The sequence below is a fragment of the Lonepinella sp. BR2474 genome (assembly GCF_051851555.1).
Taxonomy (GTDB): domain Bacteria; phylum Pseudomonadota; class Gammaproteobacteria; order Enterobacterales; family Pasteurellaceae; genus Lonepinella.
Map to the genome: position 1 here is coordinate 522,604 of NZ_JBPDVH010000001.1, position 24,384 is coordinate 546,987.

A 24,384-nucleotide genomic window follows, 5' to 3' on the forward strand; every position below is an offset into this window, starting at 1 on the left:
ATATTGATGCATTATATTTTATTTTGTTGCAGGAAGAGAATATTCTCCTTCACGAGTGGCACCAAAGACAAAATTGACTTGTGCTTTTTGTTTATAGTAAGAGTCTCCAGTATGGAGGGTATCATCATAGTTTACATAATGTCCTTGTCCAACCACTTCTTCCGCATTCGGACCGATAAACGTTCCTTGATAAGTTCCTTGATCATCGTAGTCTCTGAAATCATTTGCAGTTGGTAAAACCTTACTATCACTGGTGATCTTACCGCTAAACTGTAAACCATCATATCTATCTTCGATTTCTGCTGAATGTAAAATAGCATTATCCATTTTTTTGGTATCAAACGAAGTAATAGTTCCTGATACGGATTGTTTTTTGAAATCCGCATTTAAGGTCAACTCACCAAGTTGATGGTCGGTAGGCATGTTACTATCATTTAATTTTAAATCTTCACGAGAACCATAAAAATAAAGATCTCCTGCAAGAATTTTACCTTTATAAGTGGCTGAACCGCCATCTACGACAATTTGAGCCGGCTTATCATAAGCTGATTCTGCACGATTAGAACTAGGATATATAGAATAATTACCAATAGAAGCATATTTCGCAGTGACTTGAGCACCACCAAGCTCATATTTAGTTGAATCAGGGAATGCTTTATGATTTGGCCCATTATCCCAAGAGGCATAAGAAGAATATTTTTGATTAACAACATAGACATCCATCCGGTATGCATCAAGGTTATCTGTTGCTGATAATTTTTGTACTTTATTAGGGTTAATTTCTGTTTTAGAAAGATCAATATCATTAACTATTCTATTGCCATAACTCGTACCACCCTCTTCATTTTTATAATAGTATCCTCTATCCATATTATGTATGCTATAAGGCACATAAATATCTTTTATTACACTCGTATTGTTACCATCTATAAGATAGCCAGCTTGAGCAGTGTTAGAAAGAATAATTCTCCAATTTCCATCATGGTGAGCATTCTTCTCAAGTTGCTCACGAGCTAATTTTGCGTCTTGTTCCGCTTTTTTAGCGGCTTCAGCAGATTCTTTAGCTTTTTTAGCCGCTTCTTCTTTTTCTGCTTTTTCTTTTGCGGCAGCTTCCGCATCCGCTTTGGCTTTTGCTGCTGCATCTGCTTTCGCTTTATCGCTTGATTGCTGTGTTAATTGGGTTTGTGTATTTGGTTGGGTGTTTTTGGTATTATCATCTTTATTGCTACTTCCACAAGCCGTGAGTGTTAATCCAACAAAAGCAGCAAGTGCGGTGATTTTAAAGGTTTGATTTAACATATACTATTCCTTAGTAAGAAAGTTTAAGAGTAAGAGATAGAACATAACCAACCCCATATTGTTCTTTAAGAACAAAGATTCTATAAGGGCTATAATATGCTAAAAAAAAAAAAAAAAACGCAAGAGAAACAAAACTGGTCATACCAGTTATTTTTATAAAAGCCGCCCAAAAAAACAACGATAAAAAATACCGCACTTTCCATTAAAATAGATTACAATAAGATAAATTGAGAGAAACAAAAGGACAAGATTATGATCATCGTCACTGGCGGAGCAGGCATGATCGGTAGCAATATCGTGAAAGCCTTAAATGAAATGGGTCGTACCGATATTTTAGTGGTGGATAACCTCAAAGACGGCACCAAATTTATTAATTTAGTGGATTTGGATATTGCAGATTATTGCGATAAAGACGATTTTATTGCCTCGATTATTGCGGGGGATGAATTAGGCGACATTGACGCCATTTTCCATGAGGGTGCTTGTTCCGCCACCACGGAATGGGACGGTAAATATTTAATGCACAATAACTATGAATATTCCAAAGAGTTATTACATTATTGCATTGACCGTGAAATCCCTTTCTTCTACGCCTCCAGTGCCGCCACCTATGGCGACAAAACCGAATTTGTGGAAGAACGAAAATTTGAGGGGCCACTCAATGCCTATGGTTACTCCAAATTCCTGTTCGACCAATATGTGCGTTCCGTTTTACCTGAAGTCATCTCGCCAGTATGTGGTTTTAAATATTTCAATGTGTATGGCCCGAGAGAACAACATAAAGGCTCTATGGCCAGTGTGGCTTTCCATTTAAATAACCAAATTTTAAACGGCGAAAACCCGAAATTGTTTGCCGGTTCTGAGCATTTCTTGCGTGATTTTATCTATGTAGGTGATGTAGCCGCCGTGAATTTATGGGCATGGCAAGAGGGGATTTCAGGCATTTACAATCTTGGCACCGGCAAAGCGGAAAGTTTCCGTGAAGTGGCCGAGGCGGTGGTGAAACATCATGGTAAAGGCAAAATTGAAACCATTCCTTTCCCAGAACATTTAAAATCTCGCTATCAAGAATACACCCAAGCGGATTTAACCAAATTGCGTCAAGCAGGTTGTGATTATCAATTTAAATCCGTGGCAGAGGGTGTGGCGGAATATATGGCGTGGCTGAACAAGAAATAAAGCGGTCTGTATTGATGATAGATTAGATATCATTGTGGGGCGTATGCCATACGCCCTTACATCTTATAGCGCAAAAGATACCGTTTTCCCCGTAGGCAATGCCACGGAAAGACTAAGCCGTCCTCCCATTGCCTCCACATAACGTTTAACTGACGACAAGCGAATATCGTTACCTCGTTTTTCCATTGCCACCACGGACGGTTGACTGATGTTGAGTTCTTTGGCGAGCTGTTGTTGGGAAAGTTCAAGTTCTTGGCGGAGTTCGGCAAGTTGGAGTTCCATTAACATCCGTTCGGTTTCTTGTTGGATTTTTTGTTGGCGTTCAGTCGGCATTTCGGCAATAAATTCTTTAAGTGTCATAGATTTCATCATTTATTCTCCAAATATTCTTCTTTTAAATAGGTTTCATAGGTTTGTTCTGCTTGAGCAATCATTGTTTTATAAAATGCTTTCTCATTTTTGCCTTTTTTATCCCCACCACATAGCACAATGGCTTGCCTAAGGGGATCAAAAATAAAGAACAAGCGAAATACAGACAACCTTGACTGAACACGCAATTCTTTCATATTGGCGTATTTTACATTTTGTAATGTATCTACATAAGGCCGCCCTAAACGTGGTCCGTGAACTTCTAATAGATTAAGTGCAGAAGTGATTTTATCCACATCATCTTTTTCTAGCAAGGTAAGCCAATGCAAGATGGGTGGTTGCAAAATAACCTCCCATTGTTCTATTTCTTCCATACAAATTTCTCCATAGATTATAATTTATCATTGTTCAACAGACAAGCAGTTTGAACTAGCCAAATCTATCTCAGCTTGAGAAATCTTGCCATGATTTGTTATCGTTTTTGGAATCAAGATCACAAAAATAGGTTAAAATATGGCGTATTCTTTATGTTATCTAAAAAGTTGGGGGACAAAATGAGCAGACTGAGCAAACTCAAAGCACTTCAATTTAGCTTTATTCAGTTACTTAAGGAAGATCAGGAGCAATTTATGCGTTCTCAGATTACGAGAAACGGCCAAAATATGCGATAAAGAGATTTTATAATAAATTTTGCCCCCAATAAGAGGGATCGCTGAGCCCTCTTTTTGGGCGCTTATTCCTTTTTGAAATATCAAGTAACGTTAAAGTCTAACAGAGCATTAAAATTTGATTGCTAAGCGCAACACCTTTTTTTACTATTAAATCACTTTATTATTTCAACTTAAGGAACCATTATGAAACTTTCCATCAAAACACTTTTCACTGCGGCGGCATTCGCCCTATTAGCCACATCTGTGAACGCCAAAACCTTAAAAGACGGTGTGTTAACCGTGGGAACCGAGGGCACCTATTCCCCGTTTTCATTTTATAACGATAAGAATGAACTCACTGGCTTTGATGTAGAAATCGCTCAAGCGGTGGCGGAAAAGTTAGGTCTTAAAATTGATTATGTGACTGCCCCATGGGATGCAATGTTGGCGGCGTTTGATGCGGGTAAATCTGATGTGGTGTTCAACCAAGTGACCATTACAGATTCCCGCAAGCCAAAATACAATTTTAGTACGCCATATACGATCACCCGTGCCGTCATTATTACCCATAAAGATAATACCGACATTCATTCTTTTGCTGATCTAAAAGGCAAGAAAAATGCCAGTGCGGCAACGAGCAACTGGGGAGAATTAGCGAAATCTCACGGTGCAGAATTGGTCACCGTAGATGGATTTAGCAAGGAGGCGGAATTAGTGATTAACAAACGTGCTGATACTATTCTGCAAGATGATGTGATTTTATTGGATTACTTAAAACAACGCCCGAATGCGCCGCTAAAAATTGCGTTCACGAGCGAAGAAAGCAATCAACAAGCGGCATTAGTGAAAAAAGACAATACCGAATTGTTAGACCAAATCAACAAAGCCCTTGCGGAATTAAAAGCGGAGGGAAAATTAAAAGCCATTTCCGAAAAATATTTTGGTAAAGATATTACCGAATAACTATCCCTCCCCAAAAATCGCCACTAAACTGCGGTGATTTTTGGGGTATTTTTTTAACATTTCCCCCAACTGATTAAATATGGAAGAATTTTCTCGCATTTACGAGCTTTGTTTAACGTCGATTCCCATTATGGCGGACGCCATGGTGAAAGTGACCATTCCACTGAGCATTATTTCCTTTGCTATCGGGTTAGTGATTGCCTTATTTACTGCCCTGATTCAAGTCGCCAAAGTGAACGTTTTCACCCAATTATGCCAATTTTATATTTGGATTTTCCGTGGCACGCCGTTGTTAGTGCAACTGTTTATTGTATATTTTGGCTTGCCGATCATTGGTATTAGCTTAGATGTGTGGGCGGCAGCGATTATTACTTTTAGCCTCAATATTGGCGCATTTGCCAGTGAAACCGTGCGAGCCGCTATTCTTTCCGTATCAAAAGGACAATGGGAATCCGCCACGTCTCTCGGTTTATCTTATCCGCAAATTGTGAGTTACGTGGTGTTACCGCAAGCCGTACGCATTGCCTTGCCGTCCCTTTCTAACACCTTTATTAGCACGGTAAAAGAAACCTCTTTAGTGGCATCTATCACGATGGTGGACATGTTTATGGCTGCGCAACGTATCGCCGCTCGAGTGTTTGACCCATTGACGCTGTATGTGTTGGCGGCGTTGATGTATTTATTGGTTTGCACCCTATTAACCTACGGGCAAGCCCGATTAGAAAAATATTCATCCCGATTTGTTTAAAGGTAGGAAAAACATGAAACTTGACACCCTGATTGTGAAAGGCATTGAGGCCAAACATAACCCCCATAAAGCCATTATTCCGCCGATTTTTCTTGCTACTACCTTTGTGCAAGACGGCATTGATGAATGGCAAGATTTTGCTTATTCTCGCAGTCACAACCCGACTCGAGATAATTTTGAAGACTTGTTTGCTCGCATGGAGGGTGCAAAACAGGCCTTTGCGTTTGCCTCTGGCATGGCGGCAACGAGTAGCGTTTTTAGTCTGTTAAAACAAGGGGATAAGGTTCTACTAAACAATAATGTGTATGGTGGCACTTATCGTTATGTACATGGCATTTTCGCCAATCAAGGCATTGAATATGAATTGGTGGATGATTTAAACGTGATTGATCAGATTGATGATAATGTCAAAATGATCTTTATTGAAACGCCATCGAATCCCTTGTTAAGAGTGACCGACATTGAACGCATTGCCAACATTGCCCATCAAAAAGGGGCGTTAGTGGTGGTGGATAACACGTTCCTCACGCCGTATTATCAACGAGTCTTGTCATTGGGCGCAGATATTGTCGTTTACAGCGCCACGAAATATATTGGTGGACATGCGGATGTGATTGCGGGTGTGGTGGCGACTAATCATGAGGAATTGGCTGAACGTATTCAATTTATGAAAAATACCCTTGGAGCTACTCTTAGCCCGATGGACGCTTATGCGTTGATCAAGGGTTTAAAAACCCTCAGTGTTCGCCTTGATCGTCAAGCGGAAAACACCCAAAAAATCATTACTTTTTTAACCCAACATTCCGGCGTGAAAGCCGTGCATTATGCGGGATCTTATAGCGATCACGAGCGAGCCATACAACAAAAACAAGCGAGCGGTATTGGTGCCGTGATTTCCTTAGCCTTACAGGACGGTTATGACAGCAAAATCTTCGCCAAAAGCCTTGAATTGTTTGATTTGGCTGTCAGTCTTGGTGGCGTAGAAAGTTTAATTTGCCACCCCGCCAGTATGACCCACGAGTCTTATTCCGCAGAATTACAGGATAAAATTGGTATCACACAAGGTTTATTGCGGTTAGCCATTGGGATTGAAAATGCGGAAGATTTAATTGCGGATTTGAATCAAGCATTAGACAAAGCAAAAATTTAGCCTAACAGGGCATAGTGAAAAATACCCTTTACTATGCCTTTATTTCCCCTTGAAATTTGCCCAATAATTCGCCCACCATATCGGGTTATCTCGATCCCAATAAGCCCCACTTTGCAACATTACAAAGGTTTCTAAATCAGTATTAAATGTTTCTCTTATTTCTTGTTCACGTAAGTTATCAATATGATTATCTTCTAGCACATCAATTTGATCTTGTAATTGCTCAATGTCACCCATCAGCTCATCTAACTCAAAATCAAGGTTATCGGCCTGATCTTGCACATCATCCATTTGGTCGGAAAAATCATCCTTTTTCAGTAGTCGCTCCAACTGTTTATTGAGTTTGAGCTGCTTTTTCAACAAACTCACTAAACGGCTTTCTTTGGGTAAAATTTGTTGATGTAACACCACAAGCTGTTGGAAATAAGGGGTATTGCCCTTTTCTTGCAATAACTTCACCAATTTCTGCCGAAGTTCAACGCTTAATTGAGTGAAATGAATTTGCTTTTCTAAAGATGATTGAATGGAATCTTGCTGTTCTATATTTTGTGGTGCAGCAGTTTGGGTAACTGCTGCTTGAATTGGCGCAATATTCGCTTTGGCTTTGTTTTCACCAAAAAACGCCCGCCAACCACGTGGAATCCAATCACAGATAGCCAACATTAACAGGAAAGACGCTCCCAATACAACCACTAAAAAAAGCAAAAATTTCATTGTTTCTCCTTGATAGTAAAATCATACTGCCAATTAATTTGCCATTCAATTATAAAATTTTTAATGTAATTTCATAAAAAAATGAATGATGGTATAAAAGAACGCATTTTTTAGTTAAAATAAAAACAATTCCAACCAATGAAATAGAAAAACTATGAATATCCTAATCATTGCCCCATCGTGGGTTGGCGATATGATGATGTCGCATAGCCTGTATCAAACCTTAAAACAGCAATATCCCGATTGCCAACTTGATGTACTTGCGCCGAACTGGTGTAAACCGTTGTTGGCTCGAATGCCTGAAGTGCGAAAAGCGTTGACCATGCCGATTGGACATGGTGCGTTTTCCTTGGGGGAACGTTATAAAATCGGTAAAATCTTGCGTAATCAATATGATATGGCGATTGTATTGCCTAATTCGTTGAAATCCGCCTTTATTCCTTTGTTCGCTAAAATTCCTGTTCGCCGTGGTTGGAAAGGGGAAAGCCGTTATTTCTTTTTAAATGATTTACGATCTAATAAAAACCACTATCCCATGATGGTGCAGCGTTATGTGGCGTTAGGGTATGAAAAAGGGGGAGTTCCAACGGCACAAGATTTGCCTATTCCAACACCGTATTTAACCGTTGATGAAAGTGCGGTGCAAAAAACCAAAGAAATATTTACCGCACAATTTGCTTTGGCGGAAAATCGCCCTGCCATAGGTTTTTGCCCTGGGGCAGAATTTGGTCCCGCCAAACGTTGGCCGCATTATCATTATGCCAAATTGGCGGAAAAGCTGATTGAGCTAGGGTATAGCATTCGCCTGTTTGGTTCCAATAAAGATGTGGACGTCGGTGAGCAAATTCGTTTAAGTTTGCCTGAACCGTTGCAACGCTATTGTGTTAATTTAGCCGGACAAACCGAACTTAATCAAGCGGTGGATTTGATTGCGGATTGTACGGCCATGGTGACCAATGACAGCGGTTTAATGCACATTGCAGCAGCGGTTGGTCGTCCATTAGTGGCGGTTTATGGACCGACGAGCCCGCAATATACACCGCCATTGTCTGATAAAGCGGTGATTATTCGCTTGATTGAGGGCGGTTTAATTAAAATCCGCAAAGGGGCAGACAGTAGCGAGGGGTATCACCAAAGTTTAATGGATATTACGCCTGAAATGGTGTTGGAAAAATTAACCCAATTATTGGCAAATTAAGGGGCGTAAATGACGAATACATTAGATCTTTCCAGTTTACAAAAAGCGATTATCGCTTTGCAATCGGCCAATGATATTGTATCCAACAAACAATGGTTTGAACAACAGGAAACATCCGTGCAAAATACGTTGATTGCAGGCTTAATTCAAAATTTTGAGTTTGTTTATGAGTTGAGTATTAAAATGCTGAAACGGCAGTTGGAACAAGATGCGCTGAGTCCTGATGAAATTGACCAAAGTAATTTCCGTGATCTGTTGCGCTTGGCGGGCGAAAAAGGGCTGATTGATAATGTAGAAAATTGGTTTGAGTATCGCAAAATGCGAAATATTACTTCGCATACCTATGACGAAGATAAGGCCCATCAAGTCTGCGGTTCGGTGAATGATTTTTTGGTAAGTAGTCAGGCGTTATTAAAACAATTAGAGTTGCGAAATGGCGAGAATTTGCATTATTAAAACCTCCTCCCTCGGTGATGTATTACATTGCTTACCTGCACTTACGGATGCACAACATGCGTTAGGTGATGTGCAATTTGATTGGGTGGTGGAGGAAAATTTTGCGGAAATTCCAGCTTGGCATTCGGCAGTCAATCGGGTGATTCCTATCGCTATTCGTCGTTGGCGGAAAAATTTGTTGGATAAACAAACCTATCAACAATGGCAATCTTATAAAAATCAATTACAAAGCACGCAGTATGGTGTTGTAATTGACGCACAAGGGTTAATAAAAAGTGCGTTGTTTGCAACCCGTTTGGCACAGGGTGAAAAATTCGGTTATGACCGAAAATCGATTCGTGAACCTTTGGCGAGTTTGTTTTATCAGCATACATTTTTCATTCCTTATCAACAACATGCGGTGGAGCGAATTCGTCAATTATTCGCACAATCCTTAGGTTATCACTTGCCCGACAGCAAAGGGGATTACGGCATAGCTCGGCATTTTCAACAGCAACAGTCAGCAACGCCTTATATGATGTTTATTCATGCTACAACTAGATCCGATAAGCATTGGGTAGATAGCGAATGGAAAAAATTAGCGGAAAAAATCACCGCACTTTATCCCAATATAGAGATTCGTTTACCTTGGGGAAATGAGAAAGAAAAGCAGCGGGCGGAATGGATTGCACAAGGTTTACCCAATGTTCTTGTGTTACCCAAATCTAGTTTAACTGAATTAGCCCATCAACTTGCCAACGCCAAAGCTGTTGTGTCCGTGGACACGGGGTTGGCGCATTTAACTGCTGCGTTAGATGTGCCGAATGTGACCTTATATGGTGCCACGGATCCTAAGCTCATTGGTTGTTATGGTAAAAATCAGCATTATTTACACAAAGATGATATGACTAAAATTTGTGCGGGAGATGTGCTTGAACAACTGGAAATGATTATGTAGGCAGAAAAAAGTGCGGTATTTTTTACCGCACTTTTCTCCTAACCAAACCAATTAGTTAGATTTATTGTTAACAAAATCATCCACCGTGTTTTTCAATATGACCAACTGCTGCTGCATTTGGTCATAATTGGCCGGATTGGCTTGCATAGCACTACGGAATAAAGACATTGCCGTTTCCATTTTGCCGTAATGGCTTAAACTGGCGCCACGCATGGATAATTCATTCGCTCCCCAAGTGGCACCAAAACGGTGAAATTTTGCTTGAATGTCATCTATGTTTTTACTCGCTAGCACTTGTTCTAACTCTTGCAAAGTCGGCACCACTTGCTCGGCAAATTTCTGACGATTTTTATCGTGATTCACGGGGTTTTGTTCTTTCTCAAACGCATACAGATCTTTAGAAATTTGTTCTACATTGGCTAACGTTGGGGTAGCAATAGCGGTTTCGAGTGCTTTGCTTGTTTGTATGCCTGCCTCAGAATCATGGTTTGGAATCGCATTAAACTCTTGTTGTAAGGCTTGTAAATACTGTTTTGTTTGCTGCGTATTTTCTTTTTTAACGGCAGACAAGGCGTCCGATAAATGCACAAATAATGCGCCCAATTCCACTTTGGCATACGCCGAAGTGGAGAAACATAAGCCTAATAATAAACTCAGTTTAAAGGGATTCAAAAAGGGCTTTGCCCAAGTAGTCATTTTCATCTTTTACTCCTGCGAAACAAGCGAACAGTCCACTGCCAATATGGGTAATGTACTCGTTCATTTTATCAATATTGCCGAAATGATTTTGTATGGTAATAAATTGTTGTGGATCTTTTTGGAATGACACAAATAATAAACCTGCGTCAAATTGCCCTGTGCGTGGATCAATGCCACTGGCATAGGAAAAAGAACGGCGTAATAATTTTAACCCCGTTTTATGGGCAATATGCGTATGTGAATCTTCAGGCACGAGCGGTTGTCCATCTTGACCTTTTTTGTCTAAATCCACTGGGTCAAATTCTTTTTTCTGTCCGTAGGCAGCGCCTGAATCACGATGGCGACCAAAGGTATTTTGTTGTTCGCTTAAACTGGTGCGATCCCAAGTTTCTAAGAACATCTGGATTTTACGCACCACGAGGAATGAACCACCTTTCAGCCAGTTATCTTTGTCGTACCACACGGTTTTGTCTAATTCTTCTCCTTGTGGATTACCGGTGCCATCACGGAAACCGAACAGATTGCGTGGCGTGTCGGTTCCCTCAAAGGAATTAAACCCTGATTGGCTCCAACGCATGGTGACTTCAGAACGAGCCACACGAACCAAATTGCGCACTGCATGAAAGGCCACTTGCGGATCGTCCGCACAAGCCTGAATACAAATATCGCCCCCGACAAATTGATCTTTGAGTTGATCACGTGGAAAATGCGGTAAATCCACTAATTCTGCGGGTTTGGCTTTTTCAATACCTAATTTAGTAAAGAAACTTGGGCTGACGCCGAACGTTAGGGTTAAATTATAAGGATTTAAGCTATCCGCCTCACCGGTATCAACTGCCGGTACATAGCCATTTTCGCTATATATCTGGACATTTTTCCCTTGCGTTAATTGTTGGCTGTATGCTGTCCAAGTTTTAAACATCTGTTTAATTTCATCAAGATTTTGACTATGCAAATCCAACACAATAAAGTAAATATGATGCTGCGCTGGAGAAGTGATGCCTTGTTGGTGTATGTTGAAAAATGGATAGATATTTTTAATGGTGATTTTTTGGCGTGGTTCTAAAGAATAAGCGGTGCCAGCCATGAGGCCAGCACCGATGATGACACTACTCTTTAGGAAGTCACGCCGAGCATTGTTTGTATGACTCATAGTGACTCCACGGATTATTTACCTAAAATAACACCTAATTGAGCCAATGGTTCACCCAATTTATTCACAGCCTCAGCCAAGGCTTTGGTGTCTTTTTCAGTTAAGCTATTGTATGGAACATATTCATAACCTGAGCTAGATTTATTATAAGTTTGTAATAAATCATTCACTTCTTTGAAATGTTTTTCAATTTTTTCACTTAATGCTTTGTCTTTTTTCAACAATTCAGGTTTAAATAATTCATAGATTTTTTCTGCCCCTTCAATATTGGCTTTAAAATCATACAAGTCCGTTTTGGAGAAAATATCTTCTTCACCCGTTACTTTGCTAGTGGAAACTTCATTTAACAAATCCACCGCACCTGTAATCATTAACTCTGGGGTCACTTCTGCGGTTGGGATTTTAGCACGTAACTCTTTTACATCTTTGAGTAACTGATCGGCCGTTTCTTCGGTGCCTTTAGTGGTATTTTGTTCCCATAAGACTTTTTCAATTTTGTGGAAACCTGACCAATCTTTTTCAGTTTTGCCTTCTTCGGTTAAATCTGCCAAACGAGCATCAATACGTGGATCTAAATCCCCAAAACTTTCTGCAATGGGTTCAGAACGTTCATAATACATACGAGCTTGTGGGTAAATCGCTTTGGCTTTTTCTACGTCGCCCGATTTTAATGCTCCAACAAAAGATTCGGTTTGGGTGACCAATTCATCAATTTGTGCCACCACAAAATCTTTGTAGTCTTTGGTTTCTTTAGATAAATCCGCTGCCATAGCCGGTGCAGAAAGTAATAAACCAGAAATAACGGCAGCAATGAGTTTTAAACGCATATAAATCTCCTTAATTTGAAGTGAGGATAACATGAAAAATCGTCTTTATCTTAGATCAAATAAAAATAATTCTCAATAGTCTATTGATATATTTTATTACGGCAACGCCTCTCTTAATCGCCCGTTATACTCCGCCAACAAGGCTTTGGCTTGTTGAATATCAAGCTGTGCCAAGATCATCATAATCGCCAACTTGGTATCATTTTCTGCTAATTTTAAGGCTTTAGTTGCCTTATATTCATCACAATCCGTGGCTTGCATAACAATGCGAATGGCTCTGGCTTTGAGTTTTTCATTGCTGGCTTGTACATCAACCATCAGATTTTGATAACATTTTCCGAGTAAAATCATGCTTGCTGTGGTAAGCATATTTAACACCAATTTTTGTGCAGTGCCAGATTTCATTCGGCTTGATCCAGTTAAGATTTCGGCGCCAACCACGGTTTCAATGGCTATATCGGCAATTTGTGCCATTTTGGAATTTGGGTTACTGGCAATAGCCACCGTAGTAGCTCCAAGTTCCTTAGCATAGTGCAACGCCCCGATCACATAAGGCGTACGCCCACTAGCTGCAATGCCAACCAATACATCTTTTTCTGAAAAATTAATTTGTTGCAGATCAATTCTGCCTTGCTCCAAATTATCTTCCGCTCCTTCTATTGGGTGACGCAAAGCACATTCACCACCGGCAATCAACCCCACCACCATTTCAGGGGACACGCCAAAGGTCGGCGGACATTCCGACGCATCTAACACGCCTAATCGTCCACTCGTGCCTGCACCGATATAGACTAATCGGCCACCAGTTTGAAAGGCTTGTACGATTTTTTCGACGGCTAACGCAATCTGTGGCAAGCATTTTTCAATGGCTTGCGGTACGGCTTTATCTTGCTGATTTATCAGACGGACTATCTCCAACGCGTTCATCTGATCCACGTTGGTTGAAGCAGGATTACGTTGCTCGGTGAGCATTTGTCCGAGGGCGTTGAGTAGATTTTTTTCTGTCATATTGATTTCCTATTTGGGAAAAATTACCCCTAAACTCACCGCACTTTTTGCCCCCGTGACGGCAGGCAAATTACTCGGTAAATTATGGATGCGTTGATAAGCTAGCCATGCAAAGGCAGCCGCTTCCATATAATCCACATCAAAACCAACCACGTTGGTTTTGGCGACCCTCCATTGGGGTAACGATGCTTGTAGGCGTTGCATAATTAACGGATTTTTTGCCCCACCGCCGCACACTAACAATTCACAAGGTAAGCCTTGAAGGTCTAATTTTAACAGCTCATTCACCACACCTTGCACGGTAAATTCTAGTAAGGTACGTTGCACATCTTGCGGTAAAAGTGCGGTGTGTTTTTGTAATTTTTTTTCTAACCAAGCTAAATTAAATAGCTCTCGCCCAGTGCTTTTCGGTGGGGCTTGTTGAAAAAACGGTTCATCTAATAAATCCGCCAATAAAGGCTGATTGATCTCTCCACTGGACGCCCATTCGCCATTTTTGTCATAACGCTTACCAAGGTGTTTTTCAATCCAACAATCTAATAATGTATTGCCTGCTCCTACATCATAGCCAATGGTTTCTGCACTGGGATTCAGCACGGAAATATTACTGATTCCCCCAATATTCAAAATGACCCTGAATGTGTTGGGATCACTTAGCATGGCTTGATGAAAGGCCGGCACAAGTGGTGCCCCTTGTCCCCCAACGGCCATATCTTTACGGCGAAAATCCGCTACCGTGGTAATGCCAGTTTGAGTGGCAACAAGATTCATATCGCCGATTTGCATGGTAAACGGATAAGCTAAATTAGGGGAATGCCACACGGTTTGACCATGGCAACCAATGGCAATAATTTCATCTGGTTTTAACCGCACTTTCAGCAAGAATTGATTCACCGAATCGGCATAAAGTTTGCCTAATAGATGATCCAGTTCGCCAAACTCTTGTAAACTCGTTTTCCCCGATTGCACCAGTGCGGTGATTTTTTGCCGAATTTTTTCAGGCATCGGCACAAAATCGCAGGCGACGGTTTTTGGTGGAGATTGCCCAAAATCCATTAACGCCAAATCCACGCCATCAAGGCTCGTGCCTGACATAATGCCGATGTAGTATTGAGGTTGCATTATTTATTCTCATTTTGTAGGGGCGTATTGCATACGCCCTATTGCTCGATCTTTTTTGGGCGTATGCAATACGCCCCTACGGCGATATATTATAGTCGTATTAGATCATTTCACAAAATCCGTGTAAAATAGACCGCAGTTTAATCCAATTTGAGAACATCAAGATGACCCAATCTAACAATAAATTAAGCGTAGTGATCCTAGCCGCTGGCAAAGGCACCAGAATGTATTCTGATTTACCAAAAGTGTTGCACAACGTGGCGGGCAAACCTATGGTAAAACATGTAATTGATACCGCAAAACAGCTCAATGCTGAGCAGATTCATTTAATTTATGGCCATGGTGCAGATTTGTTAAAACAACGTTTAGCGGATGAACCAGTTAATTGGGTGTTCCAAGCGGAGCAGTTAGGCACTGGACACGCTATGCAACAGGCCGCACCGTTTTTTAAAGATAACGAAAATATTGTGATGTTATACGGTGATGCCCCATTAATTACGGCGGAAACCTTACAAAAACTCATTGCCGCTAAACCACAAAATGGTATTGCCTTATTAACGGTGAATTTAGATAATCCCACCGGTTATGGACGGATTATTCGTGAAAAGGGTTCCGTAGTAGCCATTGTCGAACAAAAAGATGCCAATCCTGAACAGCTCAAAATCACCGAAGTGAACACTGGTGTGATGGTATCTGACGGCGCCAGTTTTAAAAAATGGTTAAGCCGTTTGGATAATAATAATGCTCAGGGCGAATATTATATGACTGACGTTATCGGGTTGGCGAACCAAGACGGTTATCAAGTTGCCGCCGTGACTGCCGAGGATATTATGGAAGTAGAAGGAGCCAATAATCGTTTACAACTCAATGCGTTAGAACGTTATTACCAACGCAAACAGGCGAGCCGTTTATTGCTATCTGGCGTCAGCCTTGCCGATCCAGAGCGTTTTGATTTACGTGGCGAATTAAGCCATGGTAAAGATTGCGAAATCGATATTAACGTGATTATTGAGGGTAAGGTTCAATTAGGTAATGGTGTAAAAATCGGGGCGGGTTGTGTGCTGAAAAATGTTGTCGTGGGTGACAATGTAGAAATTAAGCCTTATTCCGTATTTGAAGATTGCACCGTGGGCGAGAAAGCCATTATCGGACCATTTAGCCGTTTACGCCCTGGTGCAGAACTCGCTGCTGAAACCCATGTGGGTAATTTTGTAGAAATCAAAAAAGCCACTATTGGTAAAGGCTCAAAAGTGAATCATCTGACTTACGTAGGGGATGCAGAAGTAGGGGCAAATGTGAATGTGGGAGCTGGGGTAATTACCTGTAATTATGACGGTGCCAATAAATTCAAAACGGTGATTGGCGATAACGTGTTTGTCGGTTCCGACTGCCAACTGGTTGCCCCTGTCAATATTGCAAAGGGGGCAACGATTGGCGCAGGTACCACGATCACCAAAGATGTGGCGGAAAATGAGCTTGTGATTAGCCGTGTACCACAAAAACACATTCAAGGTTGGCAACGTCCAAGTAAGAAAAAATAATTGTCGCTTTCAATGAAATTTTATGGGTTTATCCTTTATTTCAGTAAAAAAATTGATAAACTAACCAAGGGTATGGCATTCAACTTGATCCATATCAAAAAAACAGATAAAACTTCAACTTTTTTTCAGAAATTTGATCGAGTTCAGGTTTTTTCTTGTAAAAAAGTTATAGAATACGCACATCCATTAATTTTTAATTTTCTAACTCTAATGAGGTAATGTATGACTGACTTAAACAAAGTAATCAAAGAACTTAACGACATTGGTATCACTGGCGTGACAGAAATTGTTCATAACCCAAGTTATGAACTGCTTTTCGCTGAAGAAACCAAAGATAGCTTACAAGGCTATGAAAAAGGTATCGTGACTACAACTGGTGCAGTGGCAGTAGATACGGGTATCTTCACTGGTCGTTCACCAAAAGATAAATACATCGTGTTAGATGACAAATCAAAAGACACCGTTTGGTGGACTAGCGATGCCGCTAAAAACGATAATAAACCAATGAGTCAAGAAACCTGGAAAAGTTTAAAATCCTTAGTGACTCACCAGCTTTCTGGTAAACGTTTATTTGTGGTTGATGCGTTCTGTGGTGCGAATGCCGATACTCGTTTAGCAGTACGTATCGTTACCGAAGTGGCATGGCAAGCTCACTTTGTGAAAAATATGTTCATTCGCCCAAGCGATGCAGAATTAGCGAACTTCAAACCAGATTTCGTGGTAATGAACGGTTCTAAAGTGACCAATCCAAACTGGAAAGAACAAGGCTTAAACAGCGAAAACTTCGTGGCATTCAACATCACTGAAGGCGTACAATTAATCGGTGGTACTTGGTACGGCGGTGAAATGAAAAAAGGTATGTTCTCAATGATGAACTACTTCTTACCATTACGTGGAATCGCATCAATGCACTGTTCTGCTAACGTGGGTAAAGACGGCGACGTTGCGGTATTCTTCGGTTTATCAGGTACAGGTAAAACCACCCTTTCAACTGACCCTAAACGTAAATTAATCGGTGATGATGAACACGGTTGGGACGATGACGGTGTATTCAACTACGAAGGTGGTTGCTATGCAAAAACTATCAACCTATCTAAAGAAAACGAACCTGACATCTATGGTGCCATCAAACGTGATGCCTTATTAGAAAACGTAGTGGTTCGTGCTGATGGTTCTGTTGACTTTGCAGACGGTTCAAAAACTGAAAACACTCGTGTTTCTTACCCAATTTATCACATTGATAACATTGTTGAACCTGTATCTAAAGCTGGTCATGCGAAAAAAGTGATTTTCTTAACCGCAGATGCGTTCGGTGTATTACCACCAGTATCTAAATTAAGCCCAGAACAAACTAAATACTACTTCTTATCTGGTTTCACAGCGAAATTAGCCGGTACAGAACGTGGTATCACTGAACCAACACCAACATTCTCAGCTTGTTTCGGTGCCGCATTCTTAAGCTTACACCCAACACAATACGCTGAAGTGTTAGTGAAACGTATGGAAGCTGCTGGTGCAGAAGCCTACTTAGTGAACACTGGTTGGAACGGTACAGGTAAACGTATTTCAATCAAAGATACTCGTGGTATCATTGATGCGATTTTAGACGGTTCAATCGACAAAGCAGAAACTAAAACATTACCAATCTTCAATGTTGAAGTGCCAACTGCGTTACCAAATGTTGACCCTGCGATCTTAGATCCACGTGATACTTATGCTGACAAAGCACAATGGCAAACTAAAGCTGAAGATTTAGCTAACCGTTTTGTGAAAAACTTTGAAAAATATACAGTAACAGCAGAAGGTAAAGCCTTAGTGGCAGCAGGTCCTAAAGCATAATCTTTGCTAAAAGATGATACAATAATGAGAAAGTGCGGTGAATTTCACCGCACTTTTTTTATCCTATGTAGAATTTATTTGATCTTCATCAATAAATCCCGCCCATTATCCCGATAAATACCCCCTTAGGGTAATAATAAAATCACCCAAAACGATTCATAATTAGCCACTATTTAATTTGAGTATATAAAGAGATTTTTTTGCTACACCACCAACCGTCTTTGCCACGCCGTGCTTTCCTACAAGGCAAATTTTTGCAGCGTCTGAAAACCGAACAGCAAAAAATGCAAGGTTATCAGCCAATTCGTCCACCTTGGGCGAAGTTGAATGAATTTTTGGAAAAATGTACGGCATGCGATCACTGTCTCACTGCTTGTGAAACCCAGATTATTATCAAAGGCAAAGACGGATTGCCTGAAATTGATTTCACTCGTGGTGAATGTACTTTTTGCCAACGCTGTGTAGAAAGTTGTACGGAACAGCTATTTCGTTGCACCGAGGAAATCCCTTGGTTACATAAGGTTGAGATACAGGATAGCTGTTTATTAACGAAAAAAATTGAATGCCGTTCCTGTGGTGACAGTTGTGAAAGCCGAGCGATTCGCTTTCGTCCCCAACTGGGTGGCATTGTGGCATTACTTTTAAACTCAGACAGTTGCAATGGCTGTGGGGCGTGCTTGTCAGTTTGCCCAACGCAAGCCATTCATATTTTAGACATGAAATAACCCATAATGAATAACCTAAATCAAAGCGAAAACTGGTATGTGTGTAGCCTTGTGGTGCAAGCAAAGCCCGCCAAATTAGCACAAGTAAAAGCCGATATATTAGCGATTCCGCATACTGAGATTCATGCTGAAAATGCAAGAGAAGGCAAGTTAGTGGTGACGATTGAAAGTGATCGCCAGCTCGCTTTAGCGGATCGTATTGATGACGTCAAAGAGATAAATGGCGTCATTGTGGTGTCTTTGATCGCCAATTATCTGGATGAACAATAACTTTTTAACTAATTATTTTTCTTTTAAGAACGTAGAAAAACGTGGGACAAAACAATGGAACTCAATCGTAGAGATTTTATGAAAGCCAATGCCGCACTGGCTGCTGCGACTGCTGCTGGCATGACCATTCCGGTGACAAACGTGTATGCTGATGATACTGGCATTAAATGGGACAAAGCCCCTTGCCGTTTTTGTGGCACGGGTTGTAGCGTGTTAGTGGGTACCAAAGACGGACGTGTGGTCGCCACACAAGGCGATCCCGATGCGGAAGTGAACCGTGGCTTAAACTGTATTAAAGGGTATTTTTTATCCAAAATTATGTACGGTGCTGACCGTGTACAAACCCCATTATTACGCATGAAAGACGGTAAATTCCACAAAGAGGGGGATTTTACGCCAGTCTCTTGGGATCAAGCATTCACCGTCATGGCGGAAAAAGTCAAAGATATTTTGAAGAAAAAAGAGCCGAATTCCGTGGGCATGTTTTCATCTGGGCAAACCACCGTTTTTGAGGGGTATGCCAAAGTGAAACTATGGAAAGCAGGCCTACGTTCCAACACCATTGACCCAAATGCTCGTCACTGTATGGCATCGGCAGCCGTTGCTTTTATGCGAACTTTTGGTATGGACGAACCTATGGGCTGTTACAACGATATTGAGAAAACTGATGCCTTTGTGCTTTGGGGATCGAATATGGCAGAAATGCACCCCATTTTATGGAGCCGTATTTCTGACCGTCGTTTATCCAATGACAATGTGAAAGTGGCGGTGCTTTCTACCTATGAACATCGTTCCTTTGAATTAGCCGATATTCCGATTATTTTTACACCGCACTCTGACTTGGCGATTTTGAATTATATTGCCAATTACATTATTCAACAGGATAAAGTGAATTGGGATTTCGTCAATAAACACACCAAATTTAAACGCGGTGAAACCGATATTGGTTATGGCTTGCGTCCAGAACATCCATTACAACAAGCCGCTCAAAATGCCAAAAGTGCGGGGAAAATGCACGATTCTTCTTTTGAGGAATTTAAGCAAATTGTTGCCCCTTATACCTTAGAAAAAGCCCACGAAATTTCAGGTGTACCCAAAGATCAGTTGGAAACCTTGGCAAAAATGTATGCGGATCCTGAACAAAATATGGTGTCTTATTGGACCATGGGCTTTAATCAACATGTACGTGGCGTGTGGGTTAACCATATGATTTACAATGTACATTTATTGACTGGAAAAATCTCTAAACCAGGTTGTGGACCATTCTCCTTAACCGGTCAACCGTCCGCTTGTGGTACGGCTCGTGAAGTAGGGACATTTATCCACCGCTTACCGGCGGATATGGTCGTTACCAATCCAAAACATGTTGAAATTGCAGAAAAAATCTGGAAATTACCGAAAGGGACGATTCCAACCAAATTAGGCTATTCAGCGGTGATGCAAAGCCGTATGCTGAAAGACGGTAAACTCAATTTCTTATGGCAACTTTGTACTAATAACATGCAAGGTGGCCCGAATATTAATGATGAAATTTTCCCTGGTTGGCGAAATCCTGAAAACTTTATTGTGGTGTCTGACCCTTATCCGTCTGTGTCTGCCGTGGCCGCCGATTTAATTTTGCCAACCTGTATGTGGGTGGAAAAAGAGGGGGCTTATGGTAATGCGGAACGCCGTACTCAATTCTGGTATCAACAGGTAAAAGGACCGGGCGAGTCAAAATCTGATTTATGGCAAATCGTGGAATTTTCTAAATACTTCACAACCGATGAAGTGTGGGACGAAGAGTTATTGGCTCAAATGCCAGAATATCGGGGCAAAACCCTTTATGAAGTATTGTATTTGAACGGTGAAGTGAATAAATTCGATACGCCAAAAAATATCCCAGGTTATCTCAATGATGAGGCAGATCAATTTGGTTTCTATTTACAAAAAGGCTTATTTGAAGAATATGCCAGCTTTGGGCGTGGTCATGGTCATGACTTAGCGGATTTTGAAACCTATCATCAAGTGCGTGGTTTACGTTGGCCAGTGGTGAACGGCAAAGAAACCCTATGGCGTTATCGTGAGGGCTACGATCCTTATGTAAAAGCAGGGGAAGAAGTGGCATTCTATGGCTATCCCGATAAAAAAGCGGTGATTCTTGGGGTGCCTTATGAGCCACCGGCAGAAAGCCCAGATGATGAATATGATTTATGGCTTTGCACAGGACGTGTGTTGGAACATTGGCATACTGGCACCATGACGCGTCGAGTACCTGAGTTACATCGTGCGTTCCCGAATAACTTAGTGTGGATGCACCCTGAAGATGCTAAAAAACGGGGGTTACGTCATGGCGACAAAGTAAAACTCATTACTCGCCGTGGTGAAATGTTGTCACACCTTGATACAAGGGGGCGTAACAAAGCACCGAAAGGGTTAATTTTTACCACGTTCTTTGATGCGGGACAGCTTGCTAATAAATTAACCTTAGATGCGACCGATCCGATTTCAGGTGAAACCGACTATAAAAAATGTGCGGTGAAAGTGGAAAAAGCAGCCTAGTTTGCTTGCCATGTTAATGCTGTAAAGTGCGGTGATTTTTACTGCACTTTTCAAAAGGAACACTATATGAAATGGGATCCAAATCGCCGCCAATTTCTCAAAAACGCCACTCGAACCACTGCAGGTTTGTGTGGTGTGGGGGTGATTTTGGGGTTACAACATCATCAAGCTAACGCCAAGCAAGGTGTCGCCTTACGTCCACCCGGTGCATTGAGCGAAGATGATTTCTTAAGTGCTTGCACACGTTGCGGACAATGTGTACAGGCTTGCCCTTATGATATGTTGCATTTGGCATCTTTATTATCGCCCATGGAGGCTGGCACGCCTTATTTTATTGCACGTGATAAGCCCTGTGAAATGTGTCCTGATATTCCTTGTATGAATGCTTGCCCATCAGGAGCATTAAGCGAATCTTTGCAGGATATTAATGAGGCCAGAATGGGCTTGGCGGTGTTGCTTGATCATGAAACTTGCTTGAATTGGCAAGGCTTGCGTTGTGATGTATGTTATCGGGTTTGCCCGTTGATTGATAAAGCGATCACCTTGGAAAAAGTGCATAATGACCGAACTCAAATTCATGCAAAATTGATCCCAACGGTGCATTCCGATGCTTGCACAGGCTGTGGCAAATGTGAACAGGCTTGTGTATTGGAAGAGGCTGCTATCAAAGTGTTGCCCATGGATTTAGCCAAAGGGATGTTAGGTCGCCATTATCGATTGGGTTGGCAAGAGAAACAAAATGCAGGTAAAGCTTTATTGGAAGAAAGACATCCTGACGGTTTGCGTCCAGCACTTGATGCCAGAATGCCAGATGGGCAAGTGGAGCCGACTTATCAATTTATGCCAGTGAAACCCGATAGCAAAGTGGCAACACCGAATCGAGCGACTTATGATTATCAACCAAGCTCAACCACGGTGCCAAAGGCAGAACATTTTCCAAATTTGGATTTGAATATTAAGGGGGTGAAATAATGGCAAGCGTAAAATTTACCCCCAATAAACCCCAAAATGCGGGCTTGGAGGCTCGTCAAAAATTAGGTTGGCGGCGAGCTTATCGCTTTTTATTGTTAAGACGACTCAGTCAGTTAAGCATTATTTTGCTGTTTTTAACTGGGCCATTATGGAATATTTGGATTTTAAAAGGAAATTACAGTGCCAGCTTGTTGTTTGATCGGATTCCTTTAACCGATCCGCTCATCACGTTAGAAAGCCTTGCCACAGGCTATGTGCCAGAATGGACGACCATTTTAGGGGCATTTATTATTGTGGTCTTTTATGCGTTGATCGCCAGTAAAGCCTTTTGCAGTTGGGTTTGCCCAATGAATATGGTCACCGATTTATCGGCTTGGCTACGCCGAAAATTGGGCATTCGCCAAAGTGCCAAACTACCACGTTCATTACGCTACGGTCTTTTGTTGATGATTTTAATCGGCAGTAGTATCAGTGGCACCTTGTTATGGGAATGGATTAATCCTGTGGCCGCCTTGGGGCGAGTGTTTGTGTTTGGACTGGGGGCGACGCTGTGGCTAGTAGCAATTATCTTTTTATTTGATTTATGGGTTGTGGAACACGGTTGGTGTGGCCATCTTTGCCCAATAGGGGCGTTGTATGGCGTAATTGGGGTGAAAAGCATCATCAAAGTTAATGTAGTGGATCGTTCCGCTTGTGATCGCTGTATGGACTGCTACAACGTTTGCCCAGAGCCGCAAGTGTTGAGATTGCCGCTACATGGTTCGGCACAAGATAGCCCGATTATTTTAGATAAAGACTGTATCAGTTGCGGACGTTGTGTTGATGTGTGTGCTGAACAGGTTTTTGCTTTTGGTTCTCGTTTTGAGAAACCGATTCCGATTAAACAAATTTAAACTTTACGACTTTTATTACGGAGTGAATTCAAGATGAATAAATATCTTGCTTTGATTTTAACCGCACTTTCAGCATTGGCAAGTGCTGATGTACCAAATAACCTATCGAATGCCATAGGTTCTATCGATCAATTAGAAAATATTCCAGAAAATGTGGCACCTGCTTATACAACACCACCAAAGGATGTGGGCAATATCCCTGTGACGTTTCCCCATCAACCCCCCTTGGTGCCACATAGTATTCGTGGCTTGCAAGTGACCAAAAATGCCAACCAATGTTTAGCTTGTCATGCACCTGAAGTATCACCGACCACAGGTGCACCAAGAGTACCTGAAAGCCACTTTAAAGATCGTGATGGCAATCCAACAGGCGAAACGTCGCCACGCCGTTATTTCTGTTTGCAATGTCATGTTCAACAAGCCGAAGTGGATCCAATCATTCAAAATAAATTCGATACCATTCGTGAAAATCAAGGGAAATAGGGGGAACGATGTTTGGTTTAATCAAGAAAATTCGTGAGCGTTTATGTCGCCGTAGTAATATGGCAGTAGGAAGTGTCATTGTCTTAACAGCGATTGCGACTTTATTGGTGTGGGGCGGCTTTAACAAGGGATTGGAATCTACCAATACCGAACAATTTTGTTCCGATTGTCATATGAATGATGTGGTGCCAGAATACCACGCCTCTGTGCATTATTCTAACCGTTCTGGGGTAAAAGCGGTGTGTTCTGATTGCCATGTGCCACATGATTTTGGCCCTAAAATGATTCGTAAAATGCAAGCCAGTACGGAAGTGTTAGCCCATGTGACAGGCAAAGTGGATACCAAAGAAAAATTTGAGGCCCATCGTTTAGAAATGGCTGAGCGTGAATGGGCGAGAATGAAAGCCAATAATTCGCAGGAATGTCGAAACTGTCATAATTTTGAAGATATGGACTTTACGCAACAAAAAGCGGTCGCCCAACAAATGCACGCCATGGCACAAGAACAGGGCAAAACCTGTATTGATTGCCATAAAGGCATCGCCCATCAGTTACCGCAAATGAAAGATGTGCAAAAAAGTTTTGTACCTGAAGATATGTTGAAAAAAGAACAATAAAATTCAATAAAAAATCACCGCACTTTCCCAT

The 24,384-nt window shown here is 41.4% G+C and carries 25 protein-coding genes; 16 read left to right on the forward strand and 9 right to left on the reverse strand.

Going from position 1 to position 24,384, the window contains the following annotated elements; all coding sequences use genetic code 11:
• Positions 1–18 precede the first annotated feature (18 nt).
• Positions 19–1,299 carry a transferrin-binding protein-like solute binding protein gene (locus tag ACTG7Q_RS02590; protein ID WP_439240533.1) on the reverse strand — a complete coding sequence of 427 codons (1,281 nt, stop codon included), beginning with the start codon at positions 1,297–1,299 and terminating at the stop codon, positions 19–21.
• 252 nt (positions 1,300–1,551) lie between these two features.
• Between ACTG7Q_RS02590 and rfaD the strand changes: the two genes are divergently transcribed.
• Positions 1,552–2,478 carry an ADP-glyceromanno-heptose 6-epimerase gene (rfaD, locus tag ACTG7Q_RS02595; protein WP_439240535.1) on the forward strand — a complete coding sequence of 309 codons (927 nt, stop codon included), beginning with the start codon at positions 1,552–1,554 and terminating at the stop codon, positions 2,476–2,478.
• A 63-nt stretch (positions 2,479–2,541) separates the two neighbouring features.
• Here the strand turns inward: rfaD and ACTG7Q_RS02600 are convergent, their stop codons facing one another.
• On the reverse strand, positions 2,542–2,811 hold the full coding sequence (locus tag ACTG7Q_RS02600) for a helix-turn-helix domain-containing protein (protein WP_439240652.1): 270 nt from the start codon (positions 2,809–2,811) through the stop codon (positions 2,542–2,544).
• 35 nt (positions 2,812–2,846) lie between these two features.
• Complete coding sequence (locus ACTG7Q_RS02605) at positions 2,847–3,221, reverse strand: type II toxin-antitoxin system RelE/ParE family toxin (protein ID WP_439240537.1); 375 nt, start codon at positions 3,219–3,221, stop codon at positions 2,847–2,849.
• 480 nt (positions 3,222–3,701) lie between these two features.
• Between ACTG7Q_RS02605 and ACTG7Q_RS02610 the strand changes: the two genes are divergently transcribed.
• The 3 genes from ACTG7Q_RS02610 (at position 3,702) to ACTG7Q_RS02620 (ending at position 6,358) form a co-directional block, all read left to right on the forward strand.
• Positions 3,702–4,460, forward strand: coding sequence for an amino acid ABC transporter substrate-binding protein (locus ACTG7Q_RS02610; RefSeq protein ID WP_439240540.1), 759 nt, complete (start codon positions 3,702–3,704; stop codon positions 4,458–4,460).
• A gap of 79 nt (positions 4,461–4,539) precedes the next feature.
• Complete coding sequence (locus tag ACTG7Q_RS02615) at positions 4,540–5,208, forward strand: amino acid ABC transporter permease (protein WP_439240542.1); 669 nt, start codon at positions 4,540–4,542, stop codon at positions 5,206–5,208.
• A 13-nt stretch (positions 5,209–5,221) separates the two neighbouring features.
• Positions 5,222–6,358: a trans-sulfuration enzyme family protein gene (locus tag ACTG7Q_RS02620; RefSeq protein ID WP_439240544.1), complete on the forward strand. Its 1,137-nt coding sequence runs from the start codon at positions 5,222–5,224 to the stop codon at positions 6,356–6,358.
• A 39-nt stretch (positions 6,359–6,397) separates the two neighbouring features.
• On the opposite strand, the gene ACTG7Q_RS02625 is transcribed toward ACTG7Q_RS02620, so the two are convergent.
• The gene (locus ACTG7Q_RS02625; protein ID WP_439240546.1) at positions 6,398–7,072 is read right to left on the reverse strand and encodes a hypothetical protein; all 675 of its coding nucleotides are present in this window, start codon (positions 7,070–7,072) and stop codon (positions 6,398–6,400) included.
• 154 nt (positions 7,073–7,226) lie between these two features.
• On the opposite strand from ACTG7Q_RS02625, the gene waaF reads away from it, so the two are divergent.
• Genes waaF through rfaC form a run of 3 tightly spaced genes read left to right on the forward strand, consistent with a single transcriptional unit; the run spans position 7,227 to position 9,663 of the window.
• Positions 7,227–8,270 carry a lipopolysaccharide heptosyltransferase II gene (gene waaF, locus ACTG7Q_RS02630; RefSeq protein WP_439240548.1) on the forward strand — a complete coding sequence of 348 codons (1,044 nt, stop codon included), beginning with the start codon at positions 7,227–7,229 and terminating at the stop codon, positions 8,268–8,270.
• Between the two features lie 9 nt (positions 8,271–8,279).
• Positions 8,280–8,726, forward strand: coding sequence for a nucleotidyltransferase substrate binding protein (locus ACTG7Q_RS02635; RefSeq protein ID WP_439240550.1), 447 nt, complete (start codon positions 8,280–8,282; stop codon positions 8,724–8,726).
• A complete protein-coding gene (rfaC, locus tag ACTG7Q_RS02640) occupies positions 8,704–9,663 on the forward strand; it encodes a lipopolysaccharide heptosyltransferase RfaC (protein WP_439240553.1) in 960 nt (319 codons plus the stop codon). Before ACTG7Q_RS02635 ends, rfaC begins: the two co-directional genes overlap by 23 nt.
• Before the next feature lie 51 nt (positions 9,664–9,714).
• Here the strand turns inward: rfaC and ACTG7Q_RS02645 are convergent, their stop codons facing one another.
• The 5 genes from ACTG7Q_RS02645 to ACTG7Q_RS02665 all read right to left on the reverse strand — a co-directional run bounded on the left by ACTG7Q_RS02645 (position 9,715) and on the right by ACTG7Q_RS02665 (position 14,472).
• Positions 9,715–10,365 carry a hypothetical protein gene (locus ACTG7Q_RS02645; RefSeq protein ID WP_439240555.1) on the reverse strand — a complete coding sequence of 217 codons (651 nt, stop codon included), beginning with the start codon at positions 10,363–10,365 and terminating at the stop codon, positions 9,715–9,717.
• A complete protein-coding gene (gene efeB, locus ACTG7Q_RS02650) occupies positions 10,322–11,515 on the reverse strand; it encodes an iron uptake transporter deferrochelatase/peroxidase subunit (protein ID WP_439240557.1) in 1,194 nt (397 codons plus the stop codon). Before efeB ends, ACTG7Q_RS02645 begins: the two co-directional genes overlap by 44 nt.
• 14 nt (positions 11,516–11,529) lie before the next feature.
• Positions 11,530–12,342 (reverse strand): iron uptake system protein EfeO, encoded by an 813-nt coding sequence (efeO, locus tag ACTG7Q_RS02655; protein WP_439240559.1) that lies wholly within the window; start codon positions 12,340–12,342, stop codon positions 11,530–11,532.
• A gap of 96 nt (positions 12,343–12,438) precedes the next feature.
• Positions 12,439–13,350, reverse strand: coding sequence for an N-acetylmuramic acid 6-phosphate etherase (murQ, locus tag ACTG7Q_RS02660; RefSeq protein ID WP_439240561.1), 912 nt, complete (start codon positions 13,348–13,350; stop codon positions 12,439–12,441).
• Positions 13,351–13,359: 9 nt separating this feature from the next.
• A complete protein-coding gene (locus tag ACTG7Q_RS02665) occupies positions 13,360–14,472 on the reverse strand; it encodes an anhydro-N-acetylmuramic acid kinase (RefSeq protein WP_439240563.1) in 1,113 nt (370 codons plus the stop codon).
• Between the two features lie 164 nt (positions 14,473–14,636).
• Between ACTG7Q_RS02665 and glmU the strand changes: the two genes are divergently transcribed.
• From glmU to ACTG7Q_RS02710, 9 genes are all read left to right on the forward strand, one after another.
• A complete protein-coding gene (glmU, locus tag ACTG7Q_RS02670) occupies positions 14,637–16,013 on the forward strand; it encodes a bifunctional UDP-N-acetylglucosamine diphosphorylase/glucosamine-1-phosphate N-acetyltransferase GlmU (RefSeq protein ID WP_439240565.1) in 1,377 nt (458 codons plus the stop codon).
• Positions 16,014–16,235: 222 nt separating this feature from the next.
• Entirely contained in the window at positions 16,236–17,852 is a 1,617-nt protein-coding gene (gene pckA, locus ACTG7Q_RS02675; RefSeq protein ID WP_439240567.1) for a phosphoenolpyruvate carboxykinase (ATP), read from the forward strand.
• A 200-nt stretch (positions 17,853–18,052) separates the two neighbouring features.
• Positions 18,053–18,577 carry a ferredoxin-type protein NapF gene (gene napF / locus ACTG7Q_RS02680; RefSeq protein WP_439240569.1) on the forward strand — a complete coding sequence of 175 codons (525 nt, stop codon included), beginning with the start codon at positions 18,053–18,055 and terminating at the stop codon, positions 18,575–18,577.
• A gap of 6 nt (positions 18,578–18,583) precedes the next feature.
• A complete protein-coding gene (locus ACTG7Q_RS02685) occupies positions 18,584–18,847 on the forward strand; it encodes a chaperone NapD (protein ID WP_439240572.1) in 264 nt (87 codons plus the stop codon).
• A 54-nt stretch (positions 18,848–18,901) separates the two neighbouring features.
• On the forward strand, positions 18,902–21,388 hold the full coding sequence (napA, locus tag ACTG7Q_RS02690; RefSeq protein ID WP_439240575.1) for a nitrate reductase catalytic subunit NapA: 2,487 nt from the start codon (positions 18,902–18,904) through the stop codon (positions 21,386–21,388).
• A 66-nt stretch (positions 21,389–21,454) separates the two neighbouring features.
• Positions 21,455–22,360 (forward strand): ferredoxin-type protein NapG, encoded by a 906-nt coding sequence (napG, locus tag ACTG7Q_RS02695; RefSeq protein ID WP_439240578.1) that lies wholly within the window; start codon positions 21,455–21,457, stop codon positions 22,358–22,360.
• Entirely contained in the window at positions 22,360–23,253 is an 894-nt protein-coding gene (napH, locus tag ACTG7Q_RS02700; protein ID WP_439240580.1) for a quinol dehydrogenase ferredoxin subunit NapH, read from the forward strand. The genes napG and napH overlap by 1 nt, the downstream gene beginning before the upstream one ends.
• A 33-nt stretch (positions 23,254–23,286) precedes the next feature.
• A complete protein-coding gene (locus tag ACTG7Q_RS02705) occupies positions 23,287–23,736 on the forward strand; it encodes a nitrate reductase cytochrome c-type subunit (RefSeq protein WP_439240583.1) in 450 nt (149 codons plus the stop codon).
• A gap of 8 nt (positions 23,737–23,744) precedes the next feature.
• Positions 23,745–24,353 carry a NapC/NirT family cytochrome c gene (locus tag ACTG7Q_RS02710; RefSeq protein ID WP_439240585.1) on the forward strand — a complete coding sequence of 203 codons (609 nt, stop codon included), beginning with the start codon at positions 23,745–23,747 and terminating at the stop codon, positions 24,351–24,353.
• The last annotated feature ends 31 nt before the right edge of the window (positions 24,354–24,384 follow it).